Source organism: Escherichia sp. MOD1-EC5189, from assembly GCF_002966045.1.
Taxonomy (GTDB): Bacteria; Pseudomonadota; Gammaproteobacteria; order Enterobacterales; family Enterobacteriaceae; genus Escherichia; species Escherichia coli_F.
This window is the reverse complement of the sequence record NZ_PTRX01000017.1, coordinates 94,547-117,102: the sequence shown is the minus strand read 5'-3', so window position 1 is coordinate 117,102 and position 22,556 is coordinate 94,547. Positions and strand designations below refer to the sequence as shown.

Genomic DNA, 22,556 nt, shown 5'->3' with positions numbered 1-22,556 from the left:
AAGAAGTAGCCGTTGTGCGGGGAGTAATCCCCGCATATCCGGTTGTCAGGTCAGGATGGTAAGGCACCTGCTTTACACTTTCGCCCGTGGTCAGTGATGGCTGCGGGCGAATCGTACCAGATGTTGTCAATTAATCGTGTTGGCACAGCGTTATGACTATTTTTTCTTTTATCTGCCAGTGCACAGCAAACTGCTCATCCTCTAGTCGAATGATGATCTGCTGTTTATTCCAGCTAATTATCTGATAACCCAGAAAACCTTGAGCGGCCTGTATCTTGCTTGCCTTAAATGCGCTCTCTTTGGCGGAAAATGCCAGTGTCAGCGCCAGAGAAAAGGTTAAACCGCATTCTGCGAGTCGCTCGTGTTCTGCTGGTGTAATAATGTTGTCTGTCAATTCTCTTGCGGTTTGTACAGAGAAAATCTCTTCGATATCAATGCCAATCGGTTGACGAGATACCACGGCTAATGCTGTAGTCCCGCAGTGGCTAATACTGCCGTATACCTCCGCAGGCCACACAGGTTGGCGTAGCTCGCCGATTGCGGGCACACATTTATAGCCATATTCCCGCAAGGCGTAAACAGCAGCGATCCGTCCGGCTAAATGCTCTGTTTGACGTTTACGTCCAGCGTGTTGCAGTTGTGCGTAGTGTGGCAGCCAGAGTAAATCCTGCTCGCGAAAATTTACTGGATCGAACTCAACAAAATGCAGCGTATGTCCGGCAAAGGGGAGGGAGGTATGCGTAGTTTTCATATCGACCATATTAGAGACTGATGACAAACGCAAAACTGCCTGATGCGCTACGCTTATCAGGCCTACACTATCCTGCAATATATTGAATTGACAAGATTTTTGTAGGCCGGATAAGGCGTTCACGCCGCATCCGGCATGAACGACGCGCACTTTGTCAACAATCTGACGTTAGCATCAGAAGTGAGTGTTTACGCTCATATACCATGTACGTCCCGGCTCGTTATAGGTATACGCCCCGGCACCCGCGATATAGTTGGCTCCTGCCAAATCGCCCGTGGTCTGGGCATTACCCGCACGCCACAAACGCTTGTCGAACAGGTTGTCCACGCCGCCGGTCAGACTGACATTCTTCGTCACATCCCAGGTCGCGCTCAGGCCAACAATGCTGTAAGGGCTAATTTCTTTGGTTTCCGGTCCAACCGCTGGCTGACCTTTATAGTTGTACTTCTTCGGCTGCTGCTTGCCGTACCAGGTGAAGGTCGTTTGCATCGACAAATCTTCCCGTGCCTGCCAGCTCAGCGTTGAGTTCAACGTATACTCCGGGATGATCGATAAACGGTCGCCCGTGGTTTTGTTTTCACTCTTCAGCATATAAGTGATGTTGTTGGTCCACATCACCGTTTCGCTAACCGGTACGTTTAACGATCCTTCCAGACCTTCAACCACCGCTTTCGGCACGTTATCCCACTGATAGAGATCGGTGCCGACTGCGTTTTGCCCTACAGCCACATAGCCCGCTTCAATCTTATTGCGATAATCGTTACGGAACCAGGTGACGCCCGCCAGCCAGCCGTCGCGTTTGAACTCCAGACCAATCTCTTTGTTGATGCTGGTTTCCGCTTTCAGGTCATCATTACCTTGCAAATAGCAGCCGCCCGCGCTGGCATAGCAGCCCTGACCTTTACTGTAGAGAATGTAGTTCGGGTTAGTCTGGTACAGGCTCGGCGCTTTATAAGCACGGGCGATGCCCATTTTCAGCGTGAAGTCATCGCCTAAACCTTGCGATATATTCAGCGCCGGACTCCAGTTATTGCCGACAATGCTGTGATGATCGAAACGCAGCCCCGGCGTTACGATGGTGCTGTCAGTCAGCTCCATGTTGTTTTCGGCAAATAGCGAGAAAATTTCTGCCTTTGAATATGGGCTACGGTCAGTGGCACTTACACCATCAATAGCACCGCCGGTATTCGTTCCGGTCAGCGCCTGGGTGTTGGAACTTAAGTCCTTCATCCGCTGCTGATTCCACTCAGTCCCCAGCGTCAGCGTCTGGTTAACGAGGAAATCAATCGGCAGGTTAACTTCGCTGTGCAACATCACGTCATCAAGATCGATATCGACGAAATCTTGTGTCGCTTTTTCGTTAAATTTCCCTTCGGTGCCGCCCGCCAAACCTTCCGGTATACGCGAGTTACGGGTGTGTTCGTACTGCACCCAATTGCTGGTGGTCACGCCGTTATCCCAGCCACCGTTCCAGGTCAGCGAGTAGTTCTGGCGATACAGGCGGTTGGTTTCATCGCCATATTTCGAGCGCGTATAGGAATCGGAGTTGGTGTTTTGGGTATCACCTGCATACAGGTTACCCTGGCGGCTGTAGCCCGCTTCAAGTTCGAGTGATTGCATAGGGGCGAAGTCCCAACGCACCACGCCATTGATATCTTTGTTGATCACCCCTTCGCGCCCGGCTGGTAACGTCGTGGCATACGTTCCGGCACGCGCTGACTGATGGCCCTGGTTAATATCCCACGCATCAGCCTGAGTTTTGTCGAGGTTGCCATATAAACGGAAGCTGAATTCGTCGCCCAGCGGACCGGTCAAGCTGAAATTGGTGCGTTTGGTGGCACCTTCCTCTTTATGCTCTGGCGCATTGAAATAAGCATCCCAGGAGCCGTGCCACTCGCCGCTGCCTTTTTTGGTAATGATGTTAACCACGCCGCCCGCCGCGCCGTTGCCATAACGCGCAGCTGCCGGACCACGCAGAACTTCAATACGTTCAATCATTTCAGGCGGCACCCAGGAGGTATCACCACGGGTATCACGCTCGCCACGCCAGCCCTGACGCACCGAGTTACGGCTGCTGACAGGCTTACCGTCAATCAAAATCAGCGTATTTTCCGGACCCATGCCGCGAATATCAATCTGGCGGTTATTACCACGCTGACCACTGGTGGAGTTACCGGTCAGGTTAACGCCAGGCATGGTACGAATGATCTCCGATACATCGCGGGCAACCGGGTTTTTGCGGATTTCATCTGCGGTGATGGTCGAAACGCCAGGCGCCTGCAAGTTCTGCTCGGCGGCGGTAACGACAATAGTATCGTCATGTGAAACAGGAGTATCGGTTGGCTCTTGTGCCTGCGCTACCCCATAAATCCCCAGATTGACCAACAAGGCCAGGGAATGAATCTTCTTGTTCATTGTTTTATTCCTGCATTTTTGCCACGAATTGCAACTGTCGGGCGTAGTCGTCATCAATACGACGTATCCCGCTACCGCGAAAACCTTTGATCCTGAAAGACACGCAGTGCAGTTGGTTAATTAATGTCCGCGCTTCCCACGGCGCGCCATTACGCTATTGCAAATGCAAATAGTTATCAATAATATTATCAATATATTTCTGCAATCAATGAAAAATTGCACAGTAAACATGGGGTTATGGTGTGACGGCGTTAAAAGTAGGAAGTGAGAGCTGGTGGCAGTCGAAACATGGCCCGGAATGTCAGCGTCTGAATGACGAAATGTATCAGGTCACTTTCTGGTGGCGTGATCCACAAGGTTCTGAAGACCACTCGACGATAAAGCGCGTATGGGTCTATATCACTGGCGTGACCGATCACCATCAGAACAGCCAGCCCCAGTCGATGCAGCGAATTGCAGGGACCGATGTCTGGCAGTGGACGACACAACTCAATGCCAACTGGCGCGGCAGCTACTGTTTTATTCCTACCGAACGTGATGACATTTTTTCTGCACCATCACCTGATCGCCTCGAATTGCGCGAAGGCTGGCGAAAACTATTACCCCAGGCGATAGCCGATCCGCTAAATCCACAAAGCTGGAAAGGCGGGCGAGGGCACGCTGTTTCTGCACTCGAAATGCCGCAAGCGCCCCTGCAACCAGGATGGGATTGTCCGCAAGCGCCAGAAACGCCTGCCAAAGAAATTATCTGGAAAAGTGAACGGTTGAAAAATTCACGCCGTGTATGGATTTTTACCACCGGCGATGCAACAGCAGAAGAACGTCCGCTGGCAGTTTTACTTGATGGCGAATTTTGGGCGCAGAGTATGCCCGTCTGGCCTGTGCTGACTTCGTTGACCCATCGTCAGCAACTTCCTCCCGCCGTGTACGTGTTGATCGACGCTATCGACACCACGCAACGTGCCCACGAACTGCCGTGTAATGCGGATTTCTGGCTGGCAGTACAGCAAGAGTTATTACCCCAGGTGAAAACTATCGCCCCCTTTAGCGATCACGCCGATCGCACCGTGGTCGCAGGGCAGAGTTTTGGTGGACTTTCCGCGCTGTATGCCGGACTGCACTGGCCTGAACGCTTTGGCTGTGTATTAAGCCAGTCGGGATCGTACTGGTGGCCGCATCGGGGCGGGCAGCAAGAGGGCGTGTTACTTGAACAGCTCAAAGCTGGTGAAGTTAGCGCCGAAGGTCTGCGCATTGTGCTGGAAGCGGGTCTTCGCGAGCCGATGATCATGCGGGCCAATCAGGCGCTGTATGCGCAATTAGCCCCCCTAAAAGAATCCATTTTCTGGCGTCAGGTTGACGGCGGACATGATGCGCTTTGTTGGCGCGGTGGCTTGATGCAGGGGCTAATCGACCTCTGGCAACCACTTTTCCATGACAGGAGTTGAATATGGCATTCAGTAATCCCTTCGATGATCCGCAGGGCGTGTTTTACATTTTACGCAATGCGCAGGGGCAATTCAGTCTGTGGCCGCAACAGTGCGCCTTACCGGCAGGCTGGGATGTTGTGTGTCAGCCGCAGTCACAGGCGTCCTGCCAGCAGTGGCTGGACGCCCACTGGCGTACTCTGACACCGGCGAATTTCATCCAGCAGCAGGAGGCGCAATGAGTCAGCATTTACCTTTGGTCGCCGCACAGCCCGGCATCTGGATGGCAGAAAAACTGTCGGATTTACCCTCCGCCTGGAGCGTGGCGCATTACGTTGAGTTAACCGGAGAGATTGATGCGCCATTACTGGCTCGCGCGGTGGTTGCGGGATTTGCGCAAGCAGATACGCTGCGGATGCGTTTTACGGAAGATAACGGCGAAGTCTGGCAATGGGTCGATGATGCGCTGACGTTCGAACTGCCAGAAATTATCGACCTGCGAACCAACATTGATCCGCACGGTACTGCGCAGGCATTAATGCAGGCGGATTTGCAACAAGATCTGCGCGTCGATAGCGGTAAACCTCTGGTTTTTCATCAACTGATACAGGTGGCAGATAACCGCTGGTACTGGTATCAGCGTTACCACCATTTGCTGGTCGATGGCTTCAGTTTCCCGGCCATTACCCGCCAGATCGCCAACATTTACTGTGCATGGGGGTGTGGCGAACCAACGCCTGCTTCGCCGTTTACGCCTTTCGCTGAGGTAGTGGAAGAGTACCAGCAGTACCGCGAAAGCGAAGCCTGGCAGCGTGATGCGGCATTCTGGGCGGAGCAACGTCGTCAACTACCACCGCCCGCGTCACTTTCTCCAGCCCCTTTACCGGGGCGCAGCGCCTCGGCAGATATTTTTCGTCTGAAACTGGAATTTAACGGCGGGGAATTCCGCCAGTTGGCTACGCAACTTTCAGGTGTGCAGCGTACCGATATAGCCCTTGCGCTGGCGGCTTTGTGGCTGGGGCGATTGTGCAGCCGCATGGACTACGCCGCCGGATTTATCTTTATGCGTCGACTGGGCTCAGCGGCGCTGACGGCTACCGGACCCGTGCTCAACGTGTTGCCGTTGGGTATTCACATTGAGGCACAAGAAACATTGCCGCAACTGGCAGCACGACTAGCGGCACAACTGAAAAAAATGCGTCGTCATCAACGTTACGATGCCGAACAAATTGTCCGTGACAGCGGGCGCGCGGCGGGAGAGGAACCGCTGTTCGGTCCGGTGCTCAATATTAAAGTATTTGATTATCAGTTAGATATTCCGGGGGTACAGGCGCAAACCCATACCCTGGCAACCGGTCCGGTTAATGACCTTGAACTGGCCCTTTTCCCGGATGAAAACGGTGATTTGAGTATTGAGATCCTCGCCAATAATCAGCGTTACGATGAGCCAACGTTAATCCAGCATGCTGAACGGCTGAAAATGCTGACGGCGCAGTTTGCCGCGGATCCGGCGCGGTTGTGCGGCGATGTCGATATTCTGCTGCCAGAAGAGTATGCACAGCTGGCGCAGATCAACGCCACTCAGGTTGAGATTCCAGAAACTACGCTTAGCGCGCTGGTGGCAGAACAAGCGGCAAAAACACCGGATGCTCCGGCGCTGGCAGATGCGCGTTACCAGTTTAGCTATCGGGAAATGCGCGAGCAGGTGGTGGCGCTGGCGAATCTGCTGCGTGAGCGCGGCGTTAAACCTGGCGACAGCGTAGCGGTGGCACTACCGCGCTCGGTCTTTTTGACTATGGCGCTACATGCGATAGTTGAAGCAGGTGCGGCCTGGCTACCGCTGGATACGGGCTATCCGGACGATCGCCTGAAAATGATGCTGGAAGATGCGCGTCCGTCACTGTTAATCACCACCGATGATCAACTGCCGCGCTTTAGCGATATCCCCAATTTAACCAGTCTTTGCTATAACGCCCCGCTTACACCGCAGGGCAGTGCGCCGCTGCAACTTTCACAACCGCACCACACGGCTTATATCATCTTTACCTCCGGTTCCACCGGCAGGCCGAAAGGGGTGATGGTCGGGCAGACGGCTATCGTTAACCGCCTGTTATGGATGCAAAACCACTACCCGCTCACAGGCGAAGATGTTGTTGCCCAAAAAACGCCGTGCAGTTTTGATGTCTCGGTGTGGGAGTTTTTCTGGCCGTTTATTGCCGGGGCGAAACTGGTGATGGCTGAACCGGAAGCGCACCGCGATCCGCTCGCTATGCAGCAATTCTTTGCCGAATATGGCGTAACGACCACGCATTTTGTACCGTCGATGCTGGCGGCGTTTGTTGCTTCGTTGACGCCGGAAACCGCTCGCCAGAGTTGCGCGACGTTGAAACAGGTTTTCTGTAGCGGAGAAGCCTTACCAGCCGATTTATGTCGCGAATGGCAGCAGTTAACCGGCGCGCCGTTACATAATCTTTATGGCCCGACGGAAGCGGCGGTGGATGTGAGCTGGTATCCAGCCTTTGGTGCTGAATTTGCAGCGGTACGCGGCAGCAGTGTGCCGATTGGCTACCCGGTGTGGAACACGGGCCTGCGCATTCTCGATGCGATGATGCATCCGGTGCCGCCGGGTGTGGCAGGCGATCTCTATCTCACCGGTATTCAACTGGCGCAGGGGTATCTTGGACGACCCGATCTGACAGCCAGCCGCTTTATTGCCGATCCTTTCGCGCCCGGTGAACGCATGTACCGTACCGGAGATGTTGCCCGCTGGCTGGATAACGGCGCGGTGGAGTATCTCGGGCGTAGTGATGATCAGCTAAAAATTCGTGGTCAGCGGATTGAACTGGGCGAAATCGATCGTGTGATGCAGGCGCTGCCGGATGTCGAGCAAGCAGTTACCCACGCTTGTGTGATTAATCAGGCGGCAGCCACCGGAGGGGATGCGCGTCAATTGGTGGGCTATCTGGTGTCGCAATCGGGCCTGCCGCTGGATACCAGCGCATTGCAGGCGCAGCTTCGCGAAAAATTGCCACCGCATATGGTGCCCGTGGTTCTGCTGCAACTGCCGCAGTTACCACTTAGCGCCAACGGTAAGCTGGATCGCAAAGCCTTACCGTTGCCGGAACTGAAGGCACAAGCGTCGGGGCGTGCGCCGAAAGCGGGCAGTGAAACGATTATCGCCGCGGCGTTCTCGTCATTGCTGGGTTGTGACGTGCAGGATGCTGACGCTGATTTCTTCGCGCTTGGCGGTCATTCGCTACTGGCAATGAAACTGGCAGCACAACTTAGTCGACAGTTTGCCCGTCAGGTGACGCCGGGGCAGGTGATGGTCGCGTCAACCGTCGCCAAACTGGCAACGGTTATTGATGGTGAAGAAGACAGCACCCAGCGCATGGGATTTGAAACCATCCTGCCGTTGCGTGAAGGTAATGGCCCGACGCTGTTTTGTTTCCATCCAGCATCTGGTTTTGCCTGGCAGTTTAGCGTGCTCTCGCGTTATCTCGATCCTCAATGGTCGATTATTGGCATCCAGTCTCCGCGCCCTCATGGCCCCATGCAGACGGCGGCAAACCTGGATGAAGTCTGCGAAGCACATCTGGCAACGTTACTTGAACAACAACCGCACGGCCCTTATTACCTGCTGGGGTATTCGCTGGGCGGTACGCTGGCGCAGGGGATTGCGGCACGGCTGCGTGCCCGTGGCGAACAGGTGGCATTTCTTGGCTTGCTGGATACCTGGCCGCCAGAAACGCAGAACTGGCAGGAAAAAGAAGCTAATGGTCTGGACCCGGAAGTGTTGGCGGAGATTAACCGCGAACGTGAAGCTTTCCTGGCGGCACAGCAGGGAAATACTTCAACGGAGCTGTTTACCACCATTGAAGGCAACTACGCTGATGCAGTGCGCTTGTTGACCACTGCCCATAGTGTTCCGTTTGATGGAAAAGCGACGCTGTTTGTTGCCGAACGCACGCTTCAGGAGGGGATGACTCCCGAACGGGCCTGGGCACCATGGATTGCGGAGCTGGATATCTATCGTCATGATTGCGCGCATGTGGATATTATCTCGCCGATGGCGTTTGAAAAAATAGGGCCAATTATTCGTTCGACGCTAAATAAGTAAATTTATATTATCTATAAACCCATAATTACAATAAATGATTATGGGTTTATTATTTATTTAATTTATCAATTTAACGGATATTTCTCTGAAATAGAGTGAATGTTGCATTCAGTGGGAGGAATTTACAAACTTCAGCTTCGGATAATTCTCACCAACTGGTAAAGTGAGCGCCGTGGAGATTTCCCCCTATTGGACTCATTTTCAGGTTATACCCCATGTCATCACTGAATATTAAACAGGGAAGTGACGCTCATTTTCCCGAGTATCCTCTGGCGTCGCCCAGTAATAATGAAATTGATTTACTTAATCTAATTGAAGTTTTATGGCGGGCCAAAAAAACGGTCATGGCGGTCGTTTTTGCGTTTGCCTGCGCAGGTTTACTGATCTCTTTCATCCTGCCGCAAAAATGGACCAGCGCGGCGGTTGTCACGCCTCCAGAACCTGTTCAGTGGCAGGCGCTTGAGAAAACATTCACTAAGCTTCGTGTGCTGGATCTGGATATCAAAATTGATCGTACAGAAGCATTTAACCTGTTTATCAAGAAGTTTCAGTCGGTTAGCTTGCTGGAAGAGTACCTGCGCTCATCACCTTATGTGATGGACCAATTAAAAGAGGCGAAAATCGACGAACTGGATTTGCATCGCGCTATCGTCGCATTGAGCGAAAAAATGAAAGCGGTTGATGACAATGCCAGTAAGAAAAAAGATGAACCGTCACTGTATGCCTCCTGGACGCTAAGTTTCACCGCGCCAACCAGTGAAGAGGCGCAGACCGTTTTGAGCGGGTATATCGATTATATCTCTGCGTTGGTGGTGAAAGAGTCGCTAGAAAACGTCCGTAATAAACTGGAAATCAAAACCCAGTTTGAAAAAGAAAAACTGGCTCAGGATCGCATTAAAACGAAAAACCAACTTGATGCAAACATTCAGCGCCTCAATTATTCACTCGACATTGCCAACGCGGCAGGAATTAAAAAGCCCGTTTATAGCAATGGTCAGGCAGTTAAAGATGACCCCGACTTTTCTATTTCTCTCGGCGCAGACGGTATTGAACGTAAACTGGAAATTGAAAAAGCGGTCACTGACGTTGCGGAGCTGAATGGTGAATTACGTAATCGTCAGTATCTCGTCGAGCAATTAACAAAAACAAATGTCAACGATGTGAATTTTACGCCGTTTAAATATCAGTTGCGTCCGTCATTACCGGTAAAAAAAGACGGTCCGGGTAAGGCGATTATCGTGATCCTTTCTGCGTTGATCGGCGGTATGGTGGCTTGTGGTAGCGTGCTGTTGCGCCATGCCATGGCATCCAGAAAACAGGATGCCATGATGGCAGACCACTTAGTTTAAATCTTCGCGGTTGAAGGTGCCGTTCGTCCGAGCGGCACCACAAGCGGAGTTCCGGCTACCGGATCGTCAATGATCATGCAACGCAAACCATAAATACGCTCAATCAGTTCAGCAGTGACTATTTCTTTTGGTGCTCCTTGAGCGACAATTTTCCCTTCACGTAATGCAATCAAATGGCTAGCGTACCGACAGGCCTGATTAAGATCGTGCAGTACCGCCGCCAGGGTATAGCCTTTCTCGCGGTTCAGTTCGCTTAACAATTCCAGCAAATCAATCTGATGACTGATATCCAGCCAGGTGGTGGGTTCGTCGAGTAGCATAATTGCCGTTTCCTGGGCCAGCACCATCGCGATCCACGCTCGCTGACGTTGCCCACCGGAGAGGGTATCAACGCTTTGATTTGCCAGATGAGTTATTCCTGTGGCCTGCATCGCTTTCGTTACCGCTTCTTCATCTTCTTTACGCCAGCGGGTAAACAGCGGTTGATGCGGGTAACGCCCGCGCGCTACTAACTCCTGCACGGTGATATCTCCCGGCGTGGTGGCGTTTTGCGCCAGTAAACCAATCCGGCGTGCGACCTCTTTACTGGCGTAATGTTGAATGTGCTCGCCATCCAGCCAGACATGCCCGTGAGCAGGCGTCATCAGGCGGCTTAAGGTACGCAGTAACGTGGATTTACCGCAGCCATTTGGCCCGATAATCGCTGTGAAGTGACCATCAGGAATTTCTACAGTCAGATTTTCCGCAACGGTATATTTGCCATATCCGAGGGTTAACTGTTCGCCGCGCAAACGGGCTACTGATTCGGTCATTTTTTGCGAGACTCCTGAATTAACAAGACGATAAGGTAAATACCGCCGAGGCTGACGGTAACAACGCCAACCGGAAGTTGATACGGCATAAACAGTTGTTGAGCACAGAGATCGGCTGCCAGCAGTAACAGCGCACCGCACAGCGCTGCCTGGGTTAGACCCCAGCGAGCGGTGCCGCTGATACGGCGGGCAATGTGTGGCGCGACTAAAGCAATAAAGGAAATCGGCCCCGCCAGGGCAGTGGCAGCTGCGGTAAGTACTACGGCGACCAGCATCATTAACAGCCGTGAACGTTCGACGCTGACGCCTAACGCACACGCGGTGTCATCACCCATCTCCAGCAAGCGCATCCGCCTTACCAGTAAGGCGGCGGCAATTAGCATCAATATAATGATGGGCGCGGAGGGCGAGGTTTTTGCCCACGTCAGGCCATTGAGCGATCCGGCATTCCACAAACCCGCTGTTAGCGCCGTTTCTAATGACGCTTTCAGCAACAGCCAGGTATTAAAGGCCACCAGCATGGCGCGAACACCGATGCCGATAATAATCAACCGAAAGGTGTCGATACCGTTACGCCAGGCAAGCAGCCAGACTAACAGCGAAGTGACAATGCCGCCCGCCATTGCTGCCAGTGCGATAGCCGTCAGGTCCTGACCAAACAGCACCATCGCTACCAGCACGCCGCTCCACGCTCCGGTGTTAAAGCCCATTACGTCAGGGCTGCCGAGTGGGTTACGCATCAACGACTGAAAAATCGCGCCGCTGACGCCCAGTGCCGCACCAATCAACAGTGCCATTAGTACCCGCGGTAAACGCCATTCGGTGACCACCATTGTCATACTGCGCGGTGCGTCACCCATCAGCGCGGCAAATACCTGAGAGGTTTCCAGCGTGACGGCACCGCTGCGTAATCCCCACACGCTTGCCATCACACAAGCTATTAGCAACAGCAGACAGGTGATAATTAATCGACGAGAGACGTAAATCATGCGCCACCTCGCGTTTTACGTCGTACAAGGAAGATCAGCACTGGTGCGCCAATAAAGGCACTGACTACAGAAACGCGCAGTTCGCCGGGAACAATCACCCGCCCGATAATATCGGCAAACAGCAGCAGGGCAGGTGTGGCGAGCAGCGTGACGGGCAGCGACCAGCGATGATCGGCACCTACCAGCCAGCGCGCCATATGCGGCATCATCAGGCCAATAAAGGCAATCGGGCCAACTACCGCCGTCGCGCTACCACAAAGCACGGTAATCGCCAGTAGGCCAATCAACTGCGTGCGTGCTACGCGACTGCCCAGCGCCGTCGCGGTGTCACTGCCGAGGCTTAAACTGTTCAGTGCGCGGCTCAGTAATAGCGCAGTTGCTCCGGCGATCAGCACAGGGATCAGCACCACTTTTAAGGTGTGTAAATTTCGAATATCCAGCGAACCGGCTTGCCAGAAACGCAGTTGATCGTAGACGTCGGGATTAAGCAGGGCGATGCCGCTGGTCAGCCCTTCCAGCACTGCCGCCAGCGCCACGCCCGCCAGAGTTAAACGCACCGGACTTAACTGCCCACCGCCCTGGCTGCCAGTAAAGGCAACAATCAACGAGGCCACCAGCGCCCCGGCGAAGGCCATCGCCAGTTGTTCCTGCGCGGATGAGTAACCAAACAGCGCCGCGCCCAGCACAATGGCAAAGCTGGCTCCGGCGTTCACGCCAAGCAAGCCGGGGTCGGCAAGTGGGTTTCGGGTGAGGGTTTGCATTAACGCCCCGGCAAGGCCAAGCGCGCCGCCTGCCAGTAAACCGGCAAGGGTACGCGGCAGTCGCGCGTCGAGCACGATGGTGCAGTCGGCGCTCTGGCAGGTGCCGGAGAGGGCCTCCAGCACTACGGAAGCGGGGAGTGATTTTGCTCCAATGAGCAGGCTTAATGCTGTCGCGATAATCAGTAATAACAGCAATCCGGGCACGGCAATGGCGCGTGTCACGGCAACAGAACCAGACATACGAACTTCCATGATAATGAAATTAATTATCGTTATCGATCTTATTTGGATATGTTAGCATGTGCAGCCTAAGAATAGGTATTTAAAATATTTGATGGCAAGGCATTGTAATGAATAAACAATCCTGGCTGCTTAACCTCAGCCTGTTGAAAACGCACCCGGCGTTTCGCGCAGTATTCCTCGCTCGTTTTATCTCTATTGTTTCTCTGGGTTTGCTCGGCGTCGCGGTGCCAGTGCAGATCCAGATGATGACGCATTCTACCTGGCAGGTGGGGCTTTCGGTGACGCTGACCGGCGGGGCGATGTTTGTCGGCTTGATGGTCGGCGGTGTGCTGGCGGATCGCTATGAGCGCAAAAAAGTGATTTTGCTGGCGCGCGGCACCTGTGGCATTGGCTTCATTGGTCTGTGCCTGAACGCGTTGCTGCCGGAGCCGTCTTTGCTGGCAATCTATTTACTCGGATTATGGGATGGCTTTTTCGCGTCACTTGGCGTTACGGCGCTGCTGGCGGCGACTCCGGCATTAGTTGGGCGTGAAAATTTAATGCAGGCCGGGGCAATCACCATGTTGACCGTGCGGCTGGGATCGGTAATTTCGCCCATGATTGGCGGCTTACTGCTGGCGACTGGCGGCGTAGCCTGGAACTACGGGCTGGCGGCGGCGGGCACGTTTATTACCTTGCTACCGTTGTTAAGCCTTCCGGCGCTACCTCCGCCACCGCAACCGCGTGAGCATCCGTTGAAATCATTACTGGCAGGATTTCGTTTTCTGCTCGCCAGCCCGCTGGTGGGAGGGATTGCACTGCTGGGGGGATTATTGACGATGGCGAGCGCGGTACGGGTACTGTATCCGGCGCTGGCTGACAACTGGCAGATGTCGGCGGCACAGATTGGTTTTCTCTATGCGGCGATCCCGCTCGGTGCAGCTATTGGCGCGTTAACCAGCGGGAAGCTGGCACATAGTGCGCGACCAGGGTTATTGATGCTGCTCTCCACGCTGGGATCGTTCCTCGCCATTGGTTTGTTTGGCCTGATGCCGATGTGGATTTTAGGCGTGGTTTGCCTGGCGCTGTTCGGCTGGCTGAGCGCGGTTAGTTCATTGCTGCAATACACAATGCTGCAAACGCAAACCCCGGAAGCGATGTTAGGGCGGATTAACGGTTTGTGGACGGCACAAAACGTGACGGGTGATGCCATAGGCGCGGCGGTGTTGGGCGGTCTGGGGGCGATGATGACGCCGGTGGCCTCCGCAAGCGCGAGTGGTTTTGGTTTGTTGATTATCGGCGTGTTGTTGTTGCTGGTACTGGTGGAGTTGCGTCGTTTTCGCCAGACGCCGCCGCAGGTGACAGCGTCTGACAGTTAATGCTTAGAACAGCGCCTTAAGCCGATCCAGCACTTGCATGGCGCTGTAGTAATCCAGTCGGAACGTCTCGGTTCCCAGCGCATAAACCTGCTTGTTTTGTACTGCAGGCAGGTGCGCGAGCAGTGGATTGGCATAAATCGCATCGGCGTCTTTCTGATCACCGGCGAACAGGAATAGCGACTCGCCATTTAACCCTGCCGCCAGATTTTCCCCACCAAGCTGAATGATGTCATGGCGTTTGCCCTGGCTTTGGCTGGCGTTTAAGCCTGCGGGCAACCTGGCCAGCGTAAAGCCGAGTTGTTCCAGCATCTGTCCTTGTGCTGATTCAGCTGTCCAGAGATTGGCACTGTGCGCGGCGGCGGTATAGACAATGGCAGTGACCGGCTGCGGCGGTAATTTGATTTGCTCTTTCGCCGCCGTCAGTTGCTTATCAAACTGTGCAATCCGCTCTGCCGCTTGTTTCTCATGCCCGGTAATTTCGCCAAGTTGCGTTAACAGCGACTGCCAGCTTTTATCGTCGTAATTGATGATTAACGTTGGTGCGATAGTGGAAAGCTGATCGTATAGCGCTAGCGCTGAATCGCCGCCGGTCGCGCTAATTAAAATCAGATCCGGCATTTGTGCGGCTACTGCTTCGGCGTTCGGTTCGCCGATATAGAGACGTTGCAGTTTGCGTTCTTTCGCTACCTTGCTCCACTGGCGTAAAAAACCCTGGTCATCCGCTACGCGGTTATTCGGCGTGGTCGCGCCGCTAGCGATCACTGGTGCATCAATCGCCAGCAGTGAGCCGGTCAGGGTGACGCTGGTGGAAACAATACGCTGCGGCTGGCTTTCCAGGGTATGAGTACCACGACTGTCAGTAATCTGACGCGGCCAGTCGGCAGCCTGAACTGCAGATATTCCTGAAAGCAAAAGTCCGGTTAAAAGAAGGGCGTTGCGGTAGAGCGGGGCGAGTCTCACAAATCAGCTTCCTGTTATTAATGAAGTTAATGCTTCTCATTTTCATTGTAACCACAAGCAGATGCAACCCCGACTTGCAGATTGCATTGCCTCAAGAGTTGACATAGTGCTCGTTTGCTTTTAGGTTAGCGACCGAAAATATAAATGATAATCATTATTAAAGCCTTTATCATTTTGTGGAGGATGATATGGATACGTCACTGGCTGAGGAAGTACAGCAGACCATGGCAACACTTGCGCCCAATCGCTTTTTCTTTATGTCGCCGTACCGCAGTTTTACGACGTCAGGATGTTTCGCCCGCTTTGATGAACCGGCTGTGAACGGGGATTCGCCCGACAGTCCCTTCCAGCAAAAACTCACCGCGCTGTTTGCCGATGCCAAAGCGCAGGGCATTAAAAATCCGGTGATGGTTGGGGCGATTCCCTTCGATCCACGTCAGCCTTCGTCGCTGTATATTCCCGAATCCTGGCAGTCGTTCTCCCGGCAGGAAAAACAGACTTCAGCCCGCCGTTTTACTCGCAGCCAGTCGCTGAACGTGGTGGAACGTCAGGCAATTCCGGAACAAACTACGTTTGAACAGATGGTTGCCCGCGCCGCCGCACTGACCGCCACGCCGCAAGTCGACAAAGTGGTGTTGTCACGGTTGATTGATATCACCACTGACGCCGCCATTGATAGTGGCGTATTGCTGGAACGGTTGATTGCGCAAAACCCGGTTAGTTACAACTTCCATGTGCCGTTAGCTGATGGTGGCGTCCTGCTGGGAGCCAGCCCGGAACTGCTGCTGCGTAAAGACGGCGAGCGTTTTAGCTCCATTCCGTTAGCCGGTTCCGCGCGTCGTCAGCCGGATGACGTGCTTGATCGCGAAGCGGGTAATCGTCTGTTGGCGTCAGAAAAAGATCGCCATGAACATGAACTGGTGACTCAGGCAATGAAAGAGGTACTGCGCGAACGCAGTAGTGAGTTACACGTTCCATCCTCCCCACAATTGATCACCACGCCGACGCTGTGGCATCTCGCAACACCCTTTGAAGGCAAAGCGAATTCGCAAGAAAACGCACTGACTCTGGCCTGTCTGCTGCATCCGACCCCCGCGCTGAGCGGTTTCCCGCATCAGGCCGCGACCCAGGTGATTGCTGAGCTGGAACCGTTCGACCGCGAACTGTTTGGCGGCATTGTCGGTTGGTGTGACAGCGAAGGTAACGGCGAGTGGGTGGTGACCATCCGCTGCGCGAAGCTGCGGGAAAATCAGGTGCGTCTGTTTGCCGGAGCGGGGATTGTGCCTGCGTCCTCACCGTTGGGTGAATGGCGCGAAACGGGCGTCAAACTTTCTACCATGTTGAACGTTTTTGGATTGCATTAAGGAGCGAGGATGAGCATTCCATTCACCCGCTGGCCGGAAGAGTTTGCCCGTCGCTATCGGGAAAAAGGCTACTGGCAGGATTTGCCGCTGACCGACATTCTGACTCGTCATGCCGCAAGCGACAGCATCGCGGTCATCGACGGCGAGCGTCAGTTGAGTTACCGGGAACTGAATCAGGCGGCGGATAATCTCGCCTGTAGCTTGCGTCGTCAGGGCATTAAACCCGGTGAAACCGCACTGGTACAACTGGGTAACGTCGCTGAATTGTATATTACCTTTTTTGCGCTGTTAAAACTGGGCGTTGCACCGGTGCTGGCGCTGTTCAGTCATCAGCGTAGTGAAATGAACGCATACGCCAGCCAGATTAAACCGGTGTTACTGATTGCCGATCGCCAACATGCGCTGTTTAGCGGGGATGATTTCCTCAATACATTTGTTGCAGAGCACTCCTCTATTCGCGTGGTGCAGCTGCTGAACGACAGCGGTGAGCATAACTTGCAGGATGCGATTAACCATCCGGCAGAGGATTTTACTGCCACACCGTCACCTGCCGATGAAGTGGCCTATTTTCAGCTTTCTGGCGGTACCACCGGCACACCGAAACTGATCCCACGCACTCACAATGACTATTACTACAGCGTACGTCGTAGCGTCGAGATTTGTCAGTTCACGCAACAGACACGCTACCTGTGCGCGATTCCTGCGGCCCACAACTACGCCATGAGTTCGCCAGGATCGCTGGGCGTCTTTCTCGCTGGCGGCACGGTCGTTCTGGCTGCCGACCCTAGCGCCACGCTCTGCTTCCCATTGATTGCAAAACATCAGGTGAACGTCACTGCGCTGGTGCCACCAGCAGTCAGCCTGTGGTTACAGGCGCTGACCGAAGGTGAAAGCCGGGCGCAGCTTGCCTCGCTGAAACTGTTACAGGTCGGTGGCGCACGTCTTTCTGCCACGCTTGCGGCGCGTATTCCCGCAGAGATTGGCTGCCAGTTACAGCAGGTATTCGGCATGGCGGAAGGGCTGGTGAACTACACCCGTCTTGATGATAGCGCGGAGAAAATTATCCATACCCAGGGCTATCCAATGTGTCCGGATGATGAAGTGTGGGTTGCCGATGCTGACGGAAATCCACTGCCGCAAGGGGAAGTTGGACGCCTGATGACGCGCGGGCCGTACACCTTCCGCGGCTATTACAAAAGTCCACAGCACAATGCCAGCGCCTTTGATGCCAACGGTTTTTACTGTTCCGGCGATCTGATCTCTATTGATCCAGAGGGGTACATCACCGTGCAGGGGCGCGAGAAAGATCAGATCAACCGTGGCGGCGAGAAGATCGCTGCCGAAGAGATCGAAAACCTGTTACTGCGCCATCCGGCGGTGATCTACGCCGCCCTGGTGAGTATGGAAGATGAGCTGATGGGCGAAAAAAGCTGTGCTTATCTGGTGGTAAAAGAACCACTGCGTGCGGTACAGGTGCGTCGTTTCCTGCGTGAACAGGGTATTGCCGAATTTAAATTACCGGATCGCGTGGAGTGCGTAGATTCACTTCCGCTGACGGCGGTCGGGAAAGTCGATAAAAAACAATTACGTCAGTGGCTGGCGTCACGCGCATCAGCCTGAAGGAGAGAACACGATGGCTATTCCAAAATTACAGGCTTACGCACTGCCGGAGTCTCACGATATTCCGCACAATAAAGTCAACTGGGCCTTTGAGCCGCAACGTGCCGCGTTGTTAATCCATGATATGCAGGACTATTTTGTCAGCTTCTGGGGCGAGAACTGTCCGATGATGGAGCAGGTGATCGCGAATATTGCGGCACTACGCGACTACTGCAAACAGCACAATATCCCGGTTTATTACACCGCCCAGCCGAAAGAGCAGAGCGATGAAGATCGGGCGCTGTTGAATGATATGTGGGGACCGGGCCTGACCCGCTCACCGGAACAGCAAAAGGTGGTGGATCGCCTGACGCCAGATGCCGACGACACGGTGCTGGTGAAGTGGCGTTACAGCGCGTTTCATCGTTCTCCGCTGGAGCAAATGCTCAAAGAGAGTGGACGTAACCAACTGATTATAACCGGGGTGTACGCCCACATTGGCTGTATGACCACCGCAACCGACGCATTTATGCGCGATATTAAACCGTTTATGGTGGCGGATGCGCTGGCCGATTTCAGCCGTGACGAGCATTTGATGTCGCTGAAATATGTGGCCGGACGTTCTGGCCGGGTGGTGATGACCGAAGAATTGCTGCCAGCACCTATCCCCGCCAGCAAATCGGCGCTGCGTGAGGTGATCCTGCCGTTGCTGGACGAGTCCGATGAACCCTTCGATGACGACAACCTAATTGATTACGGTCTGGATTCGGTGCGCATGATGGCGCTGGCGGCGCGCTGGCGCAAAGTGCATGGCGATATCGATTTTGTCATGCTGGCGAAAAATCCGACCATCGACGCCTGGTGGAAGCTACTCTCCCGCGAGGTGAAATGATGGATTTCAGCGGCAAAAATGTCTGGGTAACCGGCGCGGGGAAAGGTATTGGCTACGCCACGGCGCTGGCATTTGTTGAGGCCGGAGCGAAAGTTACAGGTTTTGATCAAGCGTTCACTCTGGAGCAATATCCCTTTGCGACCGAAGTAATGGATGTAGCCGACGCTGCGCAGGTGGCGCAAGTGTGTCAGCGACTGTTAGCGCAAACGGAGCGACTGGACGTGCTGGTCAATGCGGCGGGAATTTTGCGCATGGGCGCGACCGATCAGCTCAGCAAGGAGGACTGGCAGCAGACTTTTGCGGTTAACGTCGGCGGTGCGTTTAACCTGTTCCAGCAGACCATGAACCAGTTTCGTCGTCAGCGGGGCGGGGCGATTGTTACTGTGGCGTCCGACGCTGCACACACGCCGCGTATTGGTATGAGCGCTTACGGTGCGTCGAAAGCGGCGCTGAAAAGCCTGGCGTTGAGCGTCGGGCTGGAACTGGCGGGTAGCGGTGTACGCTGTAATGTGGTTTCCCCGGGGTCCACCGACACCGATATGCAACGCACGCTGTGGGTGAGTGATGACGCCGAAGAGCAGCGTATTCGCGGCTTTGGCGAGCAGTTTAAACTCGGCATTCCGCTGGGGAAAATCGCCCGTCCACAAGAGATCGCCAACACGATTTTGTTCCTCGCCTCTGACCTCGCCAGCCATATCACCCTACAGGATATTGTGGTAGATGGCGGCTCAACACTGGGGGCATAAGCATGATCTGGAAACGCCATTTAACGCTCGACGAACTGAACGCCACCAGCGATAACACAATGGTGGCGCATCTGGGAATTGTTTATACCCGTCTGGGCGATGATGTGCTGGAAGCCGAAATGCCGGTTGATACCCGTACTCATCAACCGTTCGGTTTACTACATGGCGGCGCGTCGGCGGCGCTGGCGGAAACCCTGGGATCGATGGCCGGATTTATGATGACTCGCGACGGACAGTGCGTGGTGGGCACGGAGCTTAACGCCACACATCATCGCCCAGTGTCTGAGGGAAAGGTACGCGGCGTCTGCCAGCCGCTGCATCTTGGGCGGCAAAATCAGAGCTGGGAAATCGTTGTTTTCGATGAGCAGGGGCGGCGTTGCTGCACTTGTCGGCTGGGTACGGCGGTTTTGGGATGAACACGACAGAATTAAATGAGATTGCAGGAAAACTCAGTTAACGAAGTGATCAAGTTAACATTGTTAAGTTAAATATTGGTTTCAACTCCGATTTACATAGTTGCTGTGTTGTTAAATTGCACAAAGATGTTATAGAAACAAAATGTAACATCTCTATGGACACGCACACGGATAACAACTATGAACAAATCAGGGAAATACCTCGTCTGGACAGTGCTCTCTGTAATGGGAGCATTTGCTCTGGGATACATTGCTTTAAATCGTGGGGAACAGATCAACGCGCTGTGGATTGTGGTGGCGTCGGTCTGTATCTATCTGATCGCTTACCGTTTTTATGGTCTTTATATCGCCAAAAATGTATTGGCGGTTGACCCGACGCGTATGACGCCAGCGGTGCGCCATAACGACGGGCTGGACTATGTGCCGACGGACAAGAAAGTGCTGTTCGGTCACCATTTTGCGGCCATTGCCGGAGCAGGCCCGTTGGTGGGGCCGGTACTGGCAGCGCAAATGGGTTACCTGCCGGGGATGATCTGGCTGCTTGCCGGGGTGGTTCTTGCCGGTGCGGTGCAGGATTTCATGGTGCTGTTTGTTTCCACGCGCCGTGACGGTCGCTCGCTGGGCGAGCTGGTTAAAGAAGAGATGGGGCCAACCGCCGGGGTGATTGCGCTGGTGGCCTGCTTTATGATCATGGTCATTATCCTTGCAGTACTGGCGATGATCGTGGTGAAAGCCCTGACTCATAGCCCGTGGGGAACGTATACCGTTGCGTTCACCATTCCGCTGGCGCTGTTCATGGGGATTTACCTGCGCTATCTGCGTCCGGGCCGCATTGGGGAAGTGTCGGTGATTGGCCTGGTATTCCTTATTTTCGCCATTATCTCTGGCGGCTGGGTGGCAGAAAGCCCGACCTGGGCACCGTACTTTGACTTTACCGGCGTGCAGCTGACCTGGATGCTGGTGGGTTACGGTTTTGTGGCGGCGGTTCTGCCGGTGTGGTTGCTGCTGGCTCCGCGTGACTACCTCTCTACCTTCCTGAAAATCGGGACTATCGTCGGTCTGGCGGTAGGCATTTTGATTATGCGTCCGACGCTGACCATGCCTGCGCTGACCAAATTTGTAGATGGCACTGGTCCGGTATGGACCGGTAATCTGTTCCCGTTCCTGTTTATTACTATCGCCTGTGGCGCGGTGTCTGGCTTCCATGCGCTGATCTCTTCCGGCACCACACCGAAGATGCTGGCGAACGAAGGTCAGGCGTGCTTTATCGGCTACGGTGGGATGTTGATGGAATCCTTCGTGGCGATTATGGCACTGGTTTCTGCCTGTATCATCGATCCGGGCGTGTACTTCGCGATGAACAGCCCGATGGCGGTGCTGGCTCCGGCGGGGACGGCGGATGTAGTGGCATCTGCTGCGCAGGTAGTGAGTAGCTGGGGCTTTAGCATTACGCCAGATACGTTAAATCAGATTGCCAGCGAAGTGGGTGAACAGTCGATCATTTCCCGTGCGGGCGGTGCGCCGACCCTGGCAGTGGGGATGGCCTACATTCTGCACGGCGCGCTGGGTGGCATGATGGATGTGGCGTTCTGGTATCACTTCGCCATTCTGTTTGAAGCACTGTTTATTCTGACGGCGGTGGATGCGGGTACGCGTGCTGCGCGCTTTATGTTGCAGGATCTGCTGGGCGTGGTTTCTCCGGGCCTGAAACGGACCGATTCACTGCCTGCTAACCTGCTGGCAACGGCGCTGTGCGTGCTGGCTTGGGGTTACTTTCTGCATCAGGGCGTGGTCGATCCGCTGGGCGGTATTAACACTCTGTGGCCGCTGTTTGGTATTGCCAACCAGATGCTGGCAGGGATGGCGCTGATGCTCTGTGCCGTGGTGTTGTTCAAGATGAAACGTCAACGTTACGCCTGGGTGGCGCTGGTACCAACGGCCTGGCTGCTGATTTGTACCCTGACCGCAGGCTGGCAGAAAGCGTTTAGCCCGGATGCGAAAGTCGGTTTTCTGGCGATTGCTAACAAGTTCCAGGCAATGATCGACAGCGGCAATATTCCGTCGCAGTATACTGAGTCACAACTGGCGCAACTGGTGTTCAACAACCGTCTGGATGCCGGATTAACCATCTTCTTTATGGTGGTTGTGGTGGTTCTGGCGCTGTTCTCGATTAAGACGGCACTGGCAGCATTGAAAGATCCGAAGCCAACGGCGAAAGAAACGCCGTATGAGCCAATGCCGGAAAATGTCGAGGAGATCGTGGCGCAGGCGAAAGGCGCGCACTAAAGTCAGAGTGAGGGGGGATGTTGGCGTAGTGCCTGGGGTTCCCCCTCACCCTAACCCTCTCCCCGGTGGGG

Annotated in this window: 17 protein-coding genes; 11 read left to right on the top strand and 6 right to left on the bottom strand. The window is 54.3% G+C overall.

Features of this window, described 5'->3' with window-relative positions:
* Positions 1-130: 130 nt before the first annotated feature.
* Both entD and fepA read right to left on the bottom strand, forming a co-directional pair.
* Positions 131-751 (bottom strand): enterobactin synthase subunit EntD, encoded by a 621-nt coding sequence (entD, locus tag ATB02_RS15765; RefSeq protein ID WP_105271878.1) that lies wholly within the window; start codon positions 749-751, stop codon positions 131-133.
* A 174-nt stretch (positions 752-925) separates the two neighbouring features.
* A complete protein-coding gene (fepA, locus tag ATB02_RS15760; RefSeq protein WP_001034928.1) occupies positions 926-3,166 on the bottom strand; it encodes a siderophore enterobactin receptor FepA in 2,241 nt (746 codons plus the stop codon).
* 242 nt (positions 3,167-3,408) lie between these two features.
* Between fepA and fes the strand changes: the two genes are divergently transcribed.
* From fes to wzz(fepE), 4 genes are all read left to right on the top strand, one after another.
* Positions 3,409-4,611, top strand: a complete 1,203-nt coding sequence (gene fes, locus ATB02_RS15755; RefSeq protein WP_105271876.1) for an enterochelin esterase — start codon at positions 3,409-3,411, stop codon at positions 4,609-4,611.
* A 2-nt stretch (positions 4,612-4,613) separates the two neighbouring features.
* Positions 4,614-4,832 (top strand): MbtH family protein, encoded by a 219-nt coding sequence (locus tag ATB02_RS15750; protein WP_000885808.1) that lies wholly within the window; start codon positions 4,614-4,616, stop codon positions 4,830-4,832.
* The gene (gene entF / locus ATB02_RS15745; protein ID WP_105271875.1) at positions 4,829-8,710 is read left to right on the top strand and encodes an enterobactin non-ribosomal peptide synthetase EntF; all 3,882 of its coding nucleotides are present in this window, start codon (positions 4,829-4,831) and stop codon (positions 8,708-8,710) included. The genes ATB02_RS15750 and entF overlap by 4 nt, the downstream gene beginning before the upstream one ends.
* A gap of 215 nt (positions 8,711-8,925) precedes the next feature.
* Positions 8,926-10,059, top strand: coding sequence for an LPS O-antigen length regulator Wzz(fepE) (gene wzz(fepE) / locus ATB02_RS15740; RefSeq protein WP_000096729.1), 1,134 nt, complete (start codon positions 8,926-8,928; stop codon positions 10,057-10,059).
* On the opposite strand, the gene fepC is transcribed toward wzz(fepE), so the two are convergent.
* From fepC to fepD, 3 genes are read right to left on the bottom strand one after another with little or no spacing between them, the layout of a single operon-like run.
* A complete protein-coding gene (gene fepC, locus ATB02_RS15735) occupies positions 10,056-10,871 on the bottom strand; it encodes an iron-enterobactin ABC transporter ATP-binding protein (protein ID WP_039021062.1) in 816 nt (271 codons plus the stop codon). The two genes, wzz(fepE) and fepC, sit on opposite strands and share 4 nt — an antisense overlap.
* Positions 10,868-11,860 (bottom strand): iron-enterobactin ABC transporter permease, encoded by a 993-nt coding sequence (fepG, locus tag ATB02_RS15730; RefSeq protein WP_105271874.1) that lies wholly within the window; start codon positions 11,858-11,860, stop codon positions 10,868-10,870. The genes fepC and fepG overlap by 4 nt, the downstream gene beginning before the upstream one ends.
* Complete coding sequence (gene fepD / locus ATB02_RS15725; RefSeq protein WP_001295314.1) at positions 11,857-12,861, bottom strand: Fe(3+)-siderophore ABC transporter permease; 1,005 nt, start codon at positions 12,859-12,861, stop codon at positions 11,857-11,859. The genes fepG and fepD overlap by 4 nt, the downstream gene beginning before the upstream one ends.
* 110 nt (positions 12,862-12,971) lie before the next feature.
* On the opposite strand from fepD, the gene entS reads away from it, so the two are divergent.
* The gene (gene entS, locus ATB02_RS15720; RefSeq protein WP_105271873.1) at positions 12,972-14,222 is read left to right on the top strand and encodes an enterobactin transporter EntS; all 1,251 of its coding nucleotides are present in this window, start codon (positions 12,972-12,974) and stop codon (positions 14,220-14,222) included.
* A 3-nt stretch (positions 14,223-14,225) separates the two neighbouring features.
* Here entS and fepB read toward each other — a convergent pair whose 3' ends face one another.
* Complete coding sequence (fepB, locus tag ATB02_RS15715) at positions 14,226-15,182, bottom strand: Fe2+-enterobactin ABC transporter substrate-binding protein (RefSeq protein WP_001234337.1); 957 nt, start codon at positions 15,180-15,182, stop codon at positions 14,226-14,228.
* A gap of 188 nt (positions 15,183-15,370) precedes the next feature.
* On the opposite strand from fepB, the gene entC reads away from it, so the two are divergent.
* The 6 genes from entC to cstA all read left to right on the top strand — a co-directional run bounded on the left by entC (position 15,371) and on the right by cstA (position 22,485).
* On the top strand, positions 15,371-16,546 hold the full coding sequence (gene entC, locus ATB02_RS15710) for an isochorismate synthase EntC (protein WP_002431411.1): 1,176 nt from the start codon (positions 15,371-15,373) through the stop codon (positions 16,544-16,546).
* Between the two features lie 9 nt (positions 16,547-16,555).
* Positions 16,556-18,166 carry a (2,3-dihydroxybenzoyl)adenylate synthase EntE gene (entE, locus tag ATB02_RS15705; RefSeq protein ID WP_105271872.1) on the top strand — a complete coding sequence of 537 codons (1,611 nt, stop codon included), beginning with the start codon at positions 16,556-16,558 and terminating at the stop codon, positions 18,164-18,166.
* Between the two features lie 13 nt (positions 18,167-18,179).
* Entirely contained in the window at positions 18,180-19,037 is an 858-nt protein-coding gene (entB, locus tag ATB02_RS15700) for an enterobactin biosynthesis bifunctional isochorismatase/aryl carrier protein EntB (protein ID WP_001007113.1), read from the top strand.
* Complete coding sequence (entA, locus tag ATB02_RS15695) at positions 19,037-19,783, top strand: 2,3-dihydro-2,3-dihydroxybenzoate dehydrogenase EntA (protein ID WP_000347644.1); 747 nt, start codon at positions 19,037-19,039, stop codon at positions 19,781-19,783. Before entB ends, entA begins: the two co-directional genes overlap by 1 nt.
* A 2-nt stretch (positions 19,784-19,785) precedes the next feature.
* The gene (gene entH / locus ATB02_RS15690; RefSeq protein WP_000637953.1) at positions 19,786-20,199 is read left to right on the top strand and encodes a proofreading thioesterase EntH; all 414 of its coding nucleotides are present in this window, start codon (positions 19,786-19,788) and stop codon (positions 20,197-20,199) included.
* Between the two features lie 180 nt (positions 20,200-20,379).
* Positions 20,380-22,485 (top strand): pyruvate/proton symporter CstA, encoded by a 2,106-nt coding sequence (cstA, locus tag ATB02_RS15685; RefSeq protein ID WP_001043156.1) that lies wholly within the window; start codon positions 20,380-20,382, stop codon positions 22,483-22,485.
* Positions 22,486-22,556: the final 71 nt, after the last annotated feature.